Source organism: Bacillus sp. FSL R10-2201, from assembly GCF_038008665.1.
Lineage (GTDB): Bacteria > Bacillota > Bacilli > Bacillales > Bacillaceae_G > Bacillus_A > Bacillus_A mycoides.
Window position 1 is genome coordinate 2,202,109 of sequence record NZ_JBBOZP010000001.1, and the last position, 15,876, is coordinate 2,217,984.

Below are 15,876 nucleotides of genomic sequence, written 5' to 3' on the forward strand. Positions count from 1 at the left end.
AGATGAAAATTTCAATTGAACATGATGCTCGACGATGCTTTAAGGAAGAATTGCGTATAAAGCATGATGAATCTATTTGATGTATTGTAAGGTACGGAGGAAATAGCTCAATTCAGCCCGGATATTCTTTAGGGATTATTTCTGAGAAATCAGATGGGGAAATAGTGTCAGTTGAGAAAGACGGTAGTTTATTTTTATAGATTTTGATGATCTTTCGTACTTTCAAAACTATGAATTAGTTGTAAGCTATCGTAAAGAAACGGAAGAAATTTAATTTAATTATGTAAAATAATAATTTTATTAAAAATAAATAAATTTTATATAAGAATTATATTTATGGGCATATGAAATAAATATTATAAAAAACCGAGCTGTGCATGAGTGCAGCTCGGTTTTTTATGTTTGTTGAAGAAAAAGGGATTAAAGGTATATTTAGTGGGATTATATGGATAATTGTTATATTTCGTTTTAAAAAATTGTAAAAGGATGTCTGTCCTTTCTTTATAAAAGATGAAAGTTATTTTTGAAAAATTGTATTATTACATCGGTAAAAGTATAGGAAACTTATCATTATAAAATAAATTGAAATCTTCTAAAAACTCTGATACATTGAAATAGAAATGTAGTTTCATATTATTGTAAAGGCTTACAGTTATGTGCACGAAGATCTATTAGGATTGGAGGAAATAATGATGAAAGCTGAAGAAAAATTTTCCCCGGGATTAGATGGTGTAGTAGCAGCGGAAACGAAAATTTCGTTTCTTGACACAGTAAAAGGTGAAATTGTAATTCAAGGGTATGATTTAATCGAACTCTCAAAAACAAAAGAGTATTTAGACATTGTGCACCTTTTATTAGAAGAACGTTTACCGAATGAGGATGAGAAAGTAACAATTGAAAAGAAATTAAAAGAAGAATATACAGTGCCAGAAGGTGTATTCAATGTTCTAAAGGCATTGCCTAAGGAAACGCATCCTATGGATGGGCTACGTACAGGTGTGTCTGCATTAGCTGGTTACGATAGTGATATCGAAAACCGCTCGTTAGAAGTGAATAAAAGTCGAGGATACAAGCTTTTAAGTAAAGTGCCAAATATTGTAGCGAATAGCTACCATATTTTAAATAATGAGGAACCAATTGAGCCTCTTCAAGAATTGTCATATAGTGCGAATTTCTTCTATATGTTAACTGGAAAGAAACCAACTGAACTTGAAGAGAAAATTTTTGATCGTTCCCTTGTTTTATATAGTGAACATGAAATGCCAAACTCTACATTTACAGCACGCGTTATTGCATCAACGCAATCCGACTTATACGGTGCTTTAACAGGAGCAGTTGCATCCTTAAAAGGAAGTCTTCATGGCGGTGCGAATGAAGCGGTTATGTACATGCTTTTAGAAGCTGGTAATGTTGAGAAATTTGAAGAGTTATTACAGAAGAAACTATATAACAAAGAAAAAATTATGGGCTTTGGACACCGTGTTTATATGAAAAAGATGGATCCAAGAGCACTTATGATGAAGGAAGCATTAAAGCAGTTATGTGATGTGAAAGGCGATTATACACTATATGAAATGTGTGAAGCTGGAGAAAAAATTATGGAGAAGGAAAAAGGGATTTATCCGAATCTTGATTATTATGCTGCTCCAGTATATTGGATGCTTGGTATTCCAATTCAACTTTACACACCAATCTTCTTTAGTTCTAGAACAGTAGGGCTATGTGCACACGTAATTGAGCAACATGCGAACAATCGTTTGTTCCGTCCACGTGTAAATTATATTGGCGAGCGACATGCATTTAGTAAATAAAAACAACTGGGGAGTTGTTAGCGCCGCCCGCCAGATGGGTGTTTGACCGACACCCATCATTAATAATAACGAATTTTCGACAGAAAGGGAAGAATAGCATGATTAAAACAAATGAAATTAAACAAAAAGATGCATTATTAGAAGAAATTACGGACTATGTATTAAATAAAGAGGTTACAAGTGCAGAGGCATTCAGTACGGCTCGCTACGTATTACTTGATACACTTGGATGTGGAATTTTAGCACTACAATACCCAGAGTGTACGAAATTATTAGGACCAGTTGTACCAGGAACAATCGTGCCAAATGGTACACGTGTACCAGGAACATCTTATGTGCTAGATCCAGTAAAAGGCGCATTTAATATCGGATGTATGATCCGTTGGTTAGACTATAACGATACTTGGCTTGCAGCAGAGTGGGGACATCCATCTGATAACTTAGGCGGAATTTTAGCAGTTGCAGATTATATTAGCCGCGTTCGTATTTCAGAAGGAAAAGAACCATTAAAAGTACGTGAAGTACTAGAAATGATGATTAAAGCACATGAAATTCAAGGTGTACTTGCTTTAGAAAACAGCTTAAACCGTGTTGGTCTTGATCACGTATTATACGTAAAAGTAGCAACAACTGCAGTAGTTGCAAAAATGCTTGGCGGAACGCGTGAGGAAATCTTTAATGCATTATCACATGCGTGGATTGATAATTCTAGTCTTCGTACATATCGTCATGCTCCAAATACAGGTTCACGTAAATCATGGGCAGCAGGTGATGCGACGAGCCGCGGTGTTCATCTCGCAATGACTGCATTAAAAGGTGAAATGGGTTACCCAACGGCATTATCTGCACCAGGATGGGGATTCCAAGATGTGTTATTTAACAAGCAAGAATTAAAATTAGCAAGACCGCTAGAATCTTATGTAATGGAAAATGTATTATTCAAAGTGTCATTCCCAGCAGAATTCCATGCACAAACAGCTGCAGAATGTGCAGTGAAATTACATCCGGAACTTAAAGAAAGATTAGATGAAATTGATCGTATTACAATTACAACTCATGAGTCAGCAATTCGTATTATCGATAAAGAAGGTCCATTAAATAACCCAGCTGATCGCGATCACTGCCTACAATACATTACGGCAATAGGTTTATTAAAAGGAGATATCGTTGCGGATGATTATGAGGATGTAGTAGCGAATGATCCACGTGTAGATGAATTACGTAATAAGATGGTTGTTGTTGAAAATAAACAGTACAGTTTAGATTACCTTGACCCGAACAAGCGCTCAATCGCCAATGCTGTTCAAGTTCATTTTAAAGATGGTACTGTAACAGAAAATGTGGAATGTGAATATCCACTTGGCCACCGTTTCCGTAGAGACGAAGCAATTCCAAAAGTTGTTCGAAAATTCACTGCAAATATGGCAGGTCATTATTCTAGTAAGCAACAAGAAAAAATCCATGAAGCTTGTCTAAATGAAGAAAAACTAGAAAATATGAATGTAAACGAATTTGTAGATCTATTCTTAATTTAATAATAGGGGGAATTTAGAATGGCTTGGGTTGTGAATAAACAGTCGACACAAGAGGAGCTTACGAATCGCTTCCGAGCTTTAGTAGAAGCAAATGAAATTTTGCAAATTCCAGGTGCTCATGATGCAATGGCGGCTCTTGTTGCGAAAAATACAGGTTTTTCAGCTCTATATTTATCGGGAGCTGCTTACACTGCAAGTAAAGGACTACCAGATTTAGGAATCGTGACGTCTACTGAAGTAGCAGAGAGAGCAAGGGATCTAGTTAGAGCTACAGATTTACCAGTTCTTGTTGATATTGATACAGGATTTGGTGGAGTACTAAACGTAGCGAGAACAGCTGTAGAAATGGTGGAAGCGAAAGTTGCGGCTGTTCAGATTGAAGATCAACAATTACCAAAGAAATGTGGACATTTAAATGGTAAGAAACTTGTTACTACAGAAGAATTAGTTCAAAAAATTAAAGCGATTAAAGAAGTTGCGCCAAGTTTATATATTGTAGCACGCACAGATGCTCGCGGCGTGGAAGGATTAGATGCAGCGATTGAAAGAGCGAATGCATATGTAAAAGCAGGAGCAGATGCAATATTCCCAGAAGCGCTTCAATCGGAAGAAGAATTTCGTTTATTTACTAGCAAAGTGAATGCACCTTTACTAGCAAATATGACTGAGTTCGGAAAAACACCATATTATAGTGCAGAGGAATTTGCGAATATGGGCTTCCAAATGGTAATTTATCCTGTAACTTCACTTCGTGTTGCTGCAAAAGCATATGAGAATGTGTTTACGCTAATTAAGGAAACAGGTTCTCAAAAAGATGCACTTTCTAATATGCAAACGAGAAGTGAATTATATGAAACAATTTCATATCATGACTTTGAAGAGTTAGATACTGGAATTGCAAAAACAGTATTATCTGAAGATCAATAGGTAGAAGGATTTAGGCGATGAAAATACATCTTTGGCAAAACGAACTGCTTGATGTGAAAAATCATCGCCTTCTGTTTTCAATAATAAGATATTCCACTCATCGTAGACGAGCATATGCAAAGATCAACGAAGGCCGAAATGATAGGGGGATTCAGATGGAGAAAACGAAGTTACCATGGGATGAATTTTTTTCACTCAATAAAGATGTGAATAATACTTTCTTTACACCAGAAGATTTTTCAGGGGATGAAGATTTAATTGCAAAAACGACAGAACAATTCGTTAAACAAGAAATTGTCCCGCAAATTGAGAATATTGAACAACATAACTATAAAGTTTCTCGCCAATTATTTGAGAAAGCTGGGGAACTTGGATTATTAGGCATTGAGGTACCAGAAGATTATGGCGGATTCGAGTTAGGAAAGGCTGTCTCAGGTCTTGTAGCAGAGAAAATGGGTTACGCTGGTGCATTTAGCGTTTCTTTTAATATACACGCCGGTGTAGGTACATTGCCTTACATATATTATGGAACGAAAGAACAGAAAGAAAAATATTTACCGAAAATCGCATCGGGAGAATGGATTGGGGCTTATGCTTTAACTGAGCCAAATGCTGGTTCTGATGCATTAAGTGCAAAAACGAGTGCAGTATTGAATGAAGATGGTACTGCTTGGAAGTTGAATGGTGAGAAGCAGTGGATTACAAATGCTCATATGGCAGATGTATACGTTGTTTTTGCGAAGACAAATAAAGGAATGACAGCGTTTATTGTCGAAAGAACATGTGAAGGTGTATCAATAGGATTAGAAGAAAAGAAGATGGGGATTAAAGGATCTTCAACAGCGACGCTTATTTTAGAAGATGTTGTCATCCCCGCTGAAAATATTTTAGGGGAAGTTGGGAAAGGGCATCACGTAGCTCTTAATATTCTTAACTTCGCTAGACTAAAACTTGCTTTTGGAAATATTGGAACAGCAAAACAAGCAATCGGTTTGTCAGTTCAATATGGAAAAGAGCGAAAACAGTTCCAAACGGAATTAGTAGATTTTACGATGATTCAAGAGAAAATTGCCAATATGATTATTTCTACATATGGAGCAGAAAGTGCAGCTTACCGTACAGCGGGTGTAATTGATGAAGCAATTCATGAGAGTGATGAAGATCTTATGAAAAAAATGTCCCAATTTGCAATTGAATGTGCACTGAATAAAGTAAACGCTTCTGAAACACTTGCTCATATCGTAGATGAAGCTGTACAAATTCATGGTGGTTACGGTTATATGCAAGAATACGAAGTAGAACGATTATATCGTGATGCTAGAATTAGTCGTATTTTTGAAGGAACGAATGAAATTAATAGATTAACAGTTGCAAAAATGTTAATGAAGCAAATCGAGCAAATAGAAGATGCTGAAGTAGAAATTGATGTAGCAAATGTAGAAAGAAACCATCGTTACATTTTATTAGCGAAAAAATTGTTGAAACAATCTTTGAAAACGCTCTCTAAAACTCCAGGAATAAAAATTGAGCAAGAGCAAGAATATTCACGCGTATTATCAAATATGTTGACGGACGTGTACGTCATGGAATCAGCATTTTTACGTACGAGGAAAGCAGTTAGTAAAAATGGTGAGGAAAAAGAGCGTACGAAGCAAATGATAACAGGTGTTATTTGTGAAGAAGGATATCGTAAAGTAGAAGAAGCTGCGATTTCCATTCTTTCAGCAGCTGTCACAGAAGAACAAAATAGACAAGAAATATTAGCTGAAATCCGTCAATTATTAGTGCCTTTATACTCAAACTTATTTACGAAAAAGAGAGATATTGCGAAAGTTATTATAAATCGCGGGAAATATATTGTGTAAATAGGAGGAAAGCGATATGAAAAAGATTGGTTTTATCGGTTTAGGTAACATGGGTCTTCCAATGTCTAAAAATTTAGTTAAATCTAGCTACACAGTATATGGAGTGGACTTGAATAAAGAGGCGGAAGCTTCCTTTGAAAAAGAAGGAGGAATTATCGGCCTATCAATCTCAAAACTAGCAGAGACATGCGATGTGATTTTTACAAGTTTGCCTTCACCTCGTGCTGTGGAAGCGGTATATTTTGGGGAAGAAGGATTATTTGAAAATAGCCACTCGAATGTAGCTTTAATTGATACAAGTACAGTATCTCCACAATTAAACAAACAATTAGAGGAATCGGCGAAGGAAAAGAAAGTAGACTTTTTAGCAGCACCTGTTAGCGGTGGGGTAATTGGTGCAGAAAACCGTACATTAACGTTTATGGTTGGTGGATCGAAAGAAGTATATGAGAAAACTGAATCTGTCATGGAAGTGCTTGGAGCGAATGTTTTCCATGTTAGTGAGCAGATTGATAGTGGTACAACTGTTAAATTAATTAATAATCTATTAATTGGTTTTTATACAGCTGGTGTGAGTGAAGCTTTAACATTAGCGAAAAAGAACAATATGGATTTAGATAAAATGTTTGATATTTTAAATGTAAGTTACGGTCAAAGTAGAATTTATGAGCGTAATTATAAAAGTTTCATTGCATCAGAAAATTATGAGCCAGGCTTTACTGTGAATTTATTAAAGAAAGATTTAGGATTTGCAGTAGATTTAGCGAAAGAAAGCGAACTTCACTTACCAGTAAGCGAAATGCTATTAAACGTATATGAAGAAGCGAGTGAGGCAGGATATGGTGAAAACGATATGGCTGCTTTATATAAGAAAGTTAGCGAACAATTAATTTCTAATCAAAAATAGTGCACTTATAAAAACCATGATAAAAAAGGAGAGAATATAATGATTACAACTGAAATTAAACGAGTGAAAAATCATATTAATGGCGAATGGGTAGAATCTACTGGTACGGAAGTAGAAGCGGTTCCGAATCCGGCAACTGGAAAAATCATCGCTTACGTTCCACTTTCTCCAAAAGAAGATGTTGAAAAAGCTGTTGAAGCGGCAAAAGCGGCATACAAAACATGGTCTAAAGTGCCAGTTCCAAATCGTTCAAGACAACTATACAAATATCTACAACTGTTACAAGAAAATAAAGATGAGCTTGCAAAAATCATTACGCTAGAAAACGGTAAAACGCTAACGGATGCAACTGGTGAAGTACAGCGTGGTATTGAAGCGGTAGAACTTGCAACATCAGCACCAAATTTAATGATGGGACAAGCTCTTCCGAATATTGCTAGTGGAATTGATGGATCGATTTGGCGCTACCCAATCGGAGTTGTTGCTGGTATTACACCGTTTAACTTCCCGATGATGATTCCATTATGGATGTTCCCACTTGCAATTGCTTGCGGTAATACATTCGTATTAAAAACATCTGAAAGAACGCCACTTTTAGCTGAGCGACTTGTAGAGTTATTCTATGAAGCTGGTTTTCCAAAAGGGGTATTAAATTTAGTACAAGGCGGAAAAGATGTTGTAAATAGTATTTTAGAAAATAAAGATATTCAAGCAGTTTCGTTTGTTGGCTCTGAGCCAGTGGCACGCTACGTATATGAAACTGGTACAAAAAATGGTAAACGTGTACAAGCGTTAGCAGGTGCGAAAAACCATGCAGTTGTTATGCCAGATTGCAACCTTGAGAAAACAGTACAAGGTGTAATTGGGTCTGCGTTTGCAAGTAGTGGAGAGCGCTGCATGGCATGTTCAGTAGTAGCAGTAGTTGATGAAATTGCTGATGAATTCATTGATGTATTAGTAGCGGAAACGAAGAAGTTAAAAGTAGGTGACGGTTTCAACGAAGATAATTATGTTGGACCATTAATCCGTGAATCTCATAAAGAGCGTGTTTTAGGCTATATTAATAGTGGTGTAGCAGATGGAGCAACTTTACTAGTAGATGGCCGTAAAATCAATGAAGAAGTTGGAGAAGGTTACTTTGTTGGTGCAACAATCTTTGATGGTGTAAATCAAGAAATGAAAATTTGGCAAGATGAAATTTTCGCTCCGGTATTAAGTATTGTAAGAGTAAAAGATTTAGAAGAAGGTATTAAGCTGACAAATCAATCGAAATTTGCGAATGGTGCTGTTATTTATACGTCAAATGGAAAACATGCACAAACATTCCGAGACAATATTGATGCTGGTATGATTGGTGTAAACGTTAATGTTCCAGCACCAATGGCATTCTTCGCATTTGCAGGAAACAAAGCTTCATTCTTTGGAGATCTTGGTACAAATGGTACGGATGGCGTTCAATTTTATACACGTAAAAAAGTTGTAACTGAGCGCTGGTTTTAATAAAGTGAAATGATAATGAGTGGGGTGCATTCCCACTCATTATAAAAATAATACAAACGAAAATACACTACTCATAATGGAGTAGTGTATTTTCGTTTGTATTGTGTTAACTATTTCTTTCAAAGGCTAATTTAATACCAAACCCAATTAAGACGATTCCTGTAATCCCTTGAATATAACGCTGTGTCTTCGGTTTTTTCATAAAAGCACTAATTTTATCAATTAAAAATATATAAAAAGCAAACCAAATGACGGTTAAAATGAGATAAGTAAGTCCCATAACGAGAAGTTGTATAAATGTATTATGATTTGGATTTAAAAACTGTGGTAAAAAAGTTAAAAAGAAGACTGCAACCTTAGGGTTTAGTAAATTTGTAAGAAACCCTTGGCGAAAGCAAGAAGTATGTTTATTGTCATTATTTATTGGAACGTCATTTGTATTTAAGTCTTCTGTGTTTCTTACTGCTAAAAGGGCTTTAATACCAATATAGACTAAATATACAGCACCAACATATTTAAAAATAGAAAATAAAAGAGCAGACTTTACAATAAGTGCTGAAAGACCAATTACAGCAGCTAAAGTGTGAATTAAAAGCGCAACACAAGTACCAAAAACAGTTTTTACGCCGCCGATTTTGCCGGCAATCAATGTGTTTTTCGTAGCCATTGCTGTATCAGGACCGGGTAGAATAATAAGACATATAGACATAATAATAAACAGAAAAAAATTTTCCATAATGTTATCCGCCTTCCTTTGTTGTTTTTAGAAAATTCGATTAACGTTAGTTTAACATATATTTTAGTTAAATAAAATTAAATTATATTTAAAATTATTTAACTAAAAAGAAGAGGCCATATAGAGTAGCTGAGAGTGTGCTACAATATATGGCCTCTTTGTTTAAGCGTTAAGTAAGTTAAAGAATCGATTTACATCTTCTTCTGAAACATCACTTAATTGTTTATATTTATAATTTGGATTTTGGTCTTTATCAACTACAACGGAGCGTACTCCTTCAAAGAAATCTTCATGTCGCATGAAGTTTTTAGCGAGTATAAGATCTGTCGCGAAACATTCTTCAACTGACTTTTCTTGGCCATCAATAAACTGTTTTAATGTTACCTTTAATGAAACAGGGGATTTGGATAATAGCTTTTCTTTCGTTGTTTGGGCAAATGGACTTTGATCTTTCTCTAACGATTGAATGATTCCCTCAATTGTATCGAATGCAAAATGCGAATTAATTTCTTCTACTGAAGAAGAAAGATTACCATCTAAGTTTGGAGCAGTTGCAAATGTACGAATAACTTCTTTTAAATGAGTATGTACATCTTCTTTTTTCCAATTTACATTTTCAAGTGCGGTAAGGAAATTTGGTAATGAATCTGATGTCATAAAGTAATCAGCAGCGTTAATATATAATACATCAGGAGCTTTTAAAATAGATGCTGTTAAAGCAACATATCGACCAGTATATCCAGGCGCTTTATTTAAGAAATAAGCAGCACCGACATCAGGGAAGAAACCGATGTTCATTTCAGGCATTGCCCACTTCGTACGCTCTGTTACAATTCGATACGTCGCTCCATTTGTCAGACCGACACCACCGCCCATTACAATTCCATCTAAACAAGCGATAATTGGTTTTTTGTATTGATAAATAAATGTATCAATTTCATATTCTTCTTCAAAAAACTGCTCTGCATGTTGTAATGCAACTTCGTTAGAACGTGCTTCGTATAGCGTTTTAATATCACCACCTGCACAAAAACCTTTCGTCCCAGCTCCTTTTAAAACGATGAGTTCAATACGCTCATCTTGCTCCCATTCTTTAAGTTTTTGCCCAATTGGTTGTAACATGTCATAGGATAAAGAATTAAGTGCTTTTGGACGGTTTAAAGTAATAGATGCAACGCCGTTTTCGCTAACAGAAAATAAAACGTGTTCAGTCATTATAAATCCTCCCTTACTTATCTTTCTATTCTTATTTCTTGATACATGCTGAAATGTCCTCTATAATTTTTGTCCAAATTAGGTGCTTAGTGTTAGTATTTATCGCATATTTTGACGAGTTATATTTGCAGGATTTCAGAGAATGAAGAGGAATATTACAACATTACTGTAAGTGCTATTATTTGAAAATGTCGTGTTGAAGGCGCTATTATATGTATAACTTATATTGAGTTAGTATACGTGGCGTAAATTAAAGAGTTGATGTAGAAAAAGTTAAAAGGCTGAATTATCTAACTTTTAAAGAGCGCGGGGTTTGTATATAATTAGAAATAGAGAAAGGAGAGATCGGAATGCCAGGACCTTTACTATTGTCGGTTATTATTTTGTCATCTCTTATGGTAGGAATTACACAGTATTTTCATCATACAGATACGACAGAAGAAGTGAAGGCTAAGGTACGTCTCGTGTTTCCGATTTTTATAATATCTATTTCCATATGCTTTTTATTAAATAAAGATGGGTATGTTGTGGCCGTATTTGCGTTTTTTGTAGCGATTGTCTTAATAACTGTATTGTACTACGTTATGAAAGAGTACTTACAAAAATAAGGATGCCTGAAAGGGCATTTTTATTTTTGTAGATTAATAATTTCACATACCGTATTTCATATAAAAAAACATAAAATATTTATAATTAAAAAAGTATGTACATCGCGGTGTATTTACTTGTCAATCTTGCATGACCACTATACTATTAAAATGTAGAGATTAGAAAAAAGGGGTTGTATCTAGCATGAAATTTGAGATGCATACAAAAATTATTTCAAATGAAAAAGAAGTAAGATTACATATAGAAGATAATTTATTTCAATTAATTTTAGATGGTTATCATCTATTTACTATTCAAGAAATATTGCCTTTATATAAATCAAACGAAGAAAGAATCGGTAGTGCAATTGTCCAAAAGTTAGAATGGGAGAACGGAAAAACTACACTAAACTATCAGCTTGTTTCACTACAATCAGTAAACTAAAAGGAGAAGGGTAATATGAAGTTTTTTCATACAGCGGATTGGCATTTAGGTAAGCTTGTTCATGGTGTATATATGACTGAAGATCAAAAAATTGTGTTAGATCAGTTTGTACAAGCTGTTGAAGAGGAAAAACCGGATGCTGTAATTATTGCAGGAGATTTATATGACCGAGCAATTCCACCTACAGAAGCAGTAGACTTATTAAATGATGTATTACAAAAGATAGTTATTGATTTACAAACACCAATAATTGCAGTTGCAGGAAACCACGATAGTCCGGACCGCATACATTTTGGTAGTAATTTAATGAAAAAACAAGGATTACATATTGTTGGACAATTCCAGTTTCCATACAATCCTGTTGTTTTAAATGATGAATACGGAGAGGTTCATTTCCATCTCGTTCCGTATGCAGATCCAAGTATTGTTAGACATATATTGAAAAATGAAGATGTTCGTTCTCATGATGATGCGATGCGTATTTTTATGAACGAACTCTCTGAAACGATGGATAAAGAAGCGAGACACATATTTGTAGGACATGCATTTGTAACTTCTTCAGGAGAGGCAGAGGAAAATACGAGTGATGCGGAACGACCACTTTCAATTGGTGGTGCTGAATATGTAAATAGCCATTATTTTGATAAGTTTCATTACACGGCGCTTGGCCATTTACATCAAGCGCATTTTGTACGTAATGAGACAATTCGTTATTCAGGTTCACCACTTGCATATTCTATTTCTGAAGAAAAGCATAAAAAAGGATATTATATTGTGGAACTGGATGAAAAAGGTGAAACAACAATTGAAAAACGTTTACTTACACCACGTCGTAAAATGCGTACAGTAGAAGCGAAAATAGACGATTTATTGCTTCATCCAGTGAGTGAAGATTATGTATTTGTGAAATTATTAGATGAAAATCCTGTCTTGCAGCCAATGGAAAAAATACGTTCTGTATACCCAAATGCAATGCATGTTGAAAGATCTATTCAAAGACGAGAGTTCACAGATGAAAATGAAGTAACTGTTTCAAGACATAAAACGGATGATTTATCTCTTTTAAAAGCATTTTATAAAGAAATGAAAGGGCTAGATTTATCAGAAGAGAAAGAACGTCTATTTTTAGATGTTTTGCAAACAGTGCAAGAACGGGAAGGTGAGCGAGGATGAGACCGATTCAGCTTATAATGACCGCGTTTGGTCCATATAAACAGAAAGAAGTAATCGATTTTAAAGATCTTGGTGAGCATCGTATTTTCGCTATTTCTGGAAATACAGGAGCTGGAAAGACAACGATTTTTGATGCGATTTGTTATGTATTATATGGAGAGGCTAGTGGAGAAGAGCGCAGTGATACAAACATGCTTCGTAGCCAATTTGCTGATGATGATGTTTATACAAGTGTGGAATTAACTTTTCAATTAAAAGGAAAAAGTTATGAAATTAAACGACAACTGGGCCATAAAAAACAAGGAAATAAAACAATTACAGGACATGCAGTCGAATTATATGAAGTAATTGATGAGGAAAAAGTTCCATGTGTCGATCGTTTTCATGTAACGGATGTAAATAAAAAAGTTGAAGATTTAATTGGATTAAGTAAACATCAATTTAGCCAAATTGTCATGTTACCGCAAGGAGAGTTCCGAAAATTATTAACATCTGAAACGGAAAATAAAGAAGAAATACTACGCCGCATTTTTAAAACAGATCGTTATAAATTAATGCGTGAGATATTAGATCAAAAGCGCAAACAATGGAAAGACGTCTTACAAGAAAAACAAAAAGAACGTGAGCTATATTTCCGTAATGTATTTAAATTACCAATACGTGATGGGGCATTATTAGAGACATTAGTGGAACAAGAGCATGTAAATACACATCAAGTAGTAGAGGCATTAGAACAAGAAACAGTTTGGTACAATGCAGAGGTTGAGCAATTACACTTAGAACAAAATGACAAAACGAAACAATTAAAAGAAGCAGAGGCACGTTTTCATGCAGCAAAAGCTGTAAATGAGAAATTCAAAGATTTAGAACAAAAGAATGAGAAGTACAGTATTTTACAAGAAAACCGTGCCGTAATCGAAATGAAAGAAAAATCTTTTAAACATGCGGAACAGGCGAAGCGATTATTACCATTTGAGCAATGGTATGAGGAAGCGATGCAATATGAACAGCAGTCTGAAAGTTTGTTAAAACAGATAATCGCAAAAAAAGAGCATATAATGAACAGTTTTGCACTTGCTCAGGAGAAATATGAAGCATTAAAGAATAAGGCATCCGAGCGAGAAAATGCTAAAAAACAAGTTCAAAGACTAGAAGAGTTACAGCCAATTATTGCATCATTAGCTGAGAAAAAGTTAAATTTGCAAAATGCTGAAATTCAAATAGGAAAATTAAAAGAAGGTATGCAAAAGTTAGATGAACAACTAGAAGCGCATAAAAATGAAAAACAAAGAATGTCTGGCGAATTACAGCAATTAGAAGCAGCGCTTGAACAATATGTAGCTAAAGTAGAAGCACTAACGAATATGCGAGAAGATGCAAAAGTATTAAAGCAGGCATATGATGTATGGCAAGAAAAACAAAAATACGAGCTAGAAAAAGAAAGTGCGTTTCATAAGATGCAACAGGCAGTTAGTACATATGAAAATATTGAACGCCGCTGGTTAAGTGAACAAGCTGGTATATTAGCTCTTCATTTACATGATGGTGAATCTTGTCCAGTATGTGGTAGTATGGACCACCCGAAAAAAGCTACAGAGCAAAGTAATGCAATTGATGAAAAAGAGTTAAATGAGCTAAGAGAAAAGAAAAATATTGCGGAAAAATTACATGTTCAATTAGAAGAAAAGTGGAATTTCTATCGAGTTCAATATGAACAAGTGATAGAAGAAGTGCTAAAGCGAGGCTATCGCTCAGAAGAATTAGTAGAAACATATAGTGCGCTCGTTCAAAAAGGAAAGCAATTAGCAGCAGAAGTTAATGCGTTAAAAGCAAGTGAAGAAACGCGTAAGCAAATTGCTGTGAATATAAAAAGCGTAGAAGAAAAAGTAGAAGAACTCCAGAAACAAAAGCGTGAAGTAGAAACTGTGCAGCACCGTACTGAAATGGAGTGTATGCAGCTTCGTACGTCATATGAACATGATAAGCAAAATATTCCGGAAAGCTTGCAAACGGTACAAGCTTGGAAAGTACAGTTTGACCAAGCTCTGCAAGAACTTAGGTTAATGGAAGATGAATGGGAGAAAGTACAAGAGGCGTATCAACATTGGCAAAATGAAAATATACGTATTCAAGCAGAACATGATAATGCTTCTAATCAATTTAATAGTGCAAAAGAGAAGAAAGAAGAGACGTTTACACGCTTTATGAAAGAGCTAGAACAAAGCGGATTTACAGATCAATTAACATATAAAGAATCCAAATTAAATGATGCTGAGATGGATAAGTTACAACAAGAAATCCAAAGTTATTACTCATCTCTAGAAGTACTTACAAAACAAATTGACGAATTAAAAGCAGACTTAAAAGATAAAGAGTATATGGACATTTCTTCATTAGATGAGCAAGTGAGAGAATTGGAAATTAGCCTTGATATTATTAAAGAAAAACGACAACGTGCTCAAAACGCCGTATCATATATTACGGATTTACATGAAAATATTAAACGAATTGATGAACAAATTCATGAGGAAGAAAAAGCATTCCAAGAACTTGTTGATTTATATGAAGTAATGAAAGGGGATAATGATAGTCGTATATCCTTTGAACGTTACATCTTAATTGAGTATTTAGAACAAATTGTTCAAATTGCGAACGAACGACTACGTAAATTATCAAATGGACAATTTTATTTAAAACGAAGCGAACGAGTTGAAAAGAGGAATCGACAAAGTGGATTAGGATTAGATGTATATGATGCATATACAGGTCAAACCCGAGATGTAAAAACATTATCTGGCGGTGAGAAATTTAACGCATCACTTTGCTTAGCACTTGGAATGGCAGATGTAATTCAAGCGTATGAGGGTGGTATTTCCATCGAAACGATGTTTATCGATGAAGGATTCGGCTCATTAGATGAAGAGTCATTAACGAAAGCAGTTGACGCCCTAATCGACTTGCAAAAATCAGGTCGCTTTATCGGTGTAATTTCACACGTTCAAGAACTGAAAAACGCAATGCCAGCCGTATTAGAGGTAACGAAGCAGAAGGATGGGTGTAGTCAGACGCGGTTTGTGGTGAAATAAGCTTGCCAAATTGAAAGTATCTATCATTACTTTGAAAATTGTACCAAATCGGCACAACGTTTTTTCAATAAAGTTCAAATGAATTTAAC

12 protein-coding genes and 1 pseudogene are annotated in these 15,876 nt (G+C 35.0%); 11 read left to right on the plus strand and 2 right to left on the minus strand.

Translation table 11 applies throughout. The features are described from left to right. Positions 1-2: 2 nt before the first annotated feature. The 7 genes and pseudogenes from NSQ69_RS11450 (at position 3) to NSQ69_RS11480 (ending at position 8,545) form a co-directional block, all read left to right on the plus strand. A pseudogene (locus tag NSQ69_RS11450) lies at positions 3-274 on the plus strand (HesB/YadR/YfhF family protein). 415 nt (positions 275-689) lie between these two features. Continuing rightward, on the plus strand, positions 690-1,811 hold the full coding sequence (mmgD, locus tag NSQ69_RS11455; RefSeq protein ID WP_002168449.1) for a citrate synthase: 1,122 nt from the start codon (positions 690-692) through the stop codon (positions 1,809-1,811). Positions 1,812-1,909: 98 nt separating this feature from the next. Next, positions 1,910-3,346: a 2-methylcitrate dehydratase gene (gene prpD, locus NSQ69_RS11460; RefSeq protein WP_002085755.1), complete on the plus strand. Its 1,437-nt coding sequence runs from the start codon at positions 1,910-1,912 to the stop codon at positions 3,344-3,346. An 18-nt stretch (positions 3,347-3,364) separates the two neighbouring features. Then, positions 3,365-4,273, plus strand: a complete 909-nt coding sequence (gene prpB, locus NSQ69_RS11465; RefSeq protein WP_002168448.1) for a methylisocitrate lyase — start codon at positions 3,365-3,367, stop codon at positions 4,271-4,273. A gap of 155 nt (positions 4,274-4,428) precedes the next feature. After that, on the plus strand, positions 4,429-6,138 hold the full coding sequence (locus NSQ69_RS11470) for an acyl-CoA dehydrogenase family protein (protein WP_078203245.1): 1,710 nt from the start codon (positions 4,429-4,431) through the stop codon (positions 6,136-6,138). A 16-nt stretch (positions 6,139-6,154) separates the two neighbouring features. Next, a complete protein-coding gene (locus NSQ69_RS11475) occupies positions 6,155-7,045 on the plus strand; it encodes an NAD(P)-dependent oxidoreductase (RefSeq protein ID WP_002031851.1) in 891 nt (296 codons plus the stop codon). Between the two features lie 39 nt (positions 7,046-7,084). Beyond that, on the plus strand, positions 7,085-8,545 hold the full coding sequence (locus NSQ69_RS11480) for a CoA-acylating methylmalonate-semialdehyde dehydrogenase (protein ID WP_002127280.1): 1,461 nt from the start codon (positions 7,085-7,087) through the stop codon (positions 8,543-8,545). Positions 8,546-8,651: 106 nt separating this feature from the next. On the opposite strand, the gene NSQ69_RS11485 is transcribed toward NSQ69_RS11480, so the two are convergent. Continuing rightward, positions 8,652-9,284, minus strand: a complete 633-nt coding sequence (locus tag NSQ69_RS11485) for a LysE family translocator (protein ID WP_087944757.1) — start codon at positions 9,282-9,284, stop codon at positions 8,652-8,654. A gap of 159 nt (positions 9,285-9,443) precedes the next feature. Then, positions 9,444-10,496, minus strand: coding sequence for an enoyl-CoA hydratase/isomerase family protein (locus tag NSQ69_RS11490; protein ID WP_002065275.1), 1,053 nt, complete (start codon positions 10,494-10,496; stop codon positions 9,444-9,446). A gap of 350 nt (positions 10,497-10,846) precedes the next feature. Between NSQ69_RS11490 and NSQ69_RS11495 the strand changes: the two genes are divergently transcribed. From NSQ69_RS11495 to NSQ69_RS11510, 4 genes are all read left to right on the plus strand, one after another. Then, complete coding sequence (locus NSQ69_RS11495; RefSeq protein WP_002012747.1) at positions 10,847-11,104, plus strand: hypothetical protein; 258 nt, start codon at positions 10,847-10,849, stop codon at positions 11,102-11,104. Between the two features lie 184 nt (positions 11,105-11,288). Continuing rightward, a complete protein-coding gene (locus NSQ69_RS11500) occupies positions 11,289-11,528 on the plus strand; it encodes a DUF2584 family protein (protein ID WP_002085739.1) in 240 nt (79 codons plus the stop codon). Between the two features lie 15 nt (positions 11,529-11,543). Continuing rightward, entirely contained in the window at positions 11,544-12,701 is a 1,158-nt protein-coding gene (locus NSQ69_RS11505; RefSeq protein ID WP_002012752.1) for an exonuclease SbcCD subunit D, read from the plus strand. Further along, complete coding sequence (locus NSQ69_RS11510) at positions 12,698-15,787, plus strand: AAA family ATPase (RefSeq protein ID WP_002185915.1); 3,090 nt, start codon at positions 12,698-12,700, stop codon at positions 15,785-15,787. Before NSQ69_RS11505 ends, NSQ69_RS11510 begins: the two co-directional genes overlap by 4 nt. The last annotated feature ends 89 nt before the right edge of the window (positions 15,788-15,876 follow it).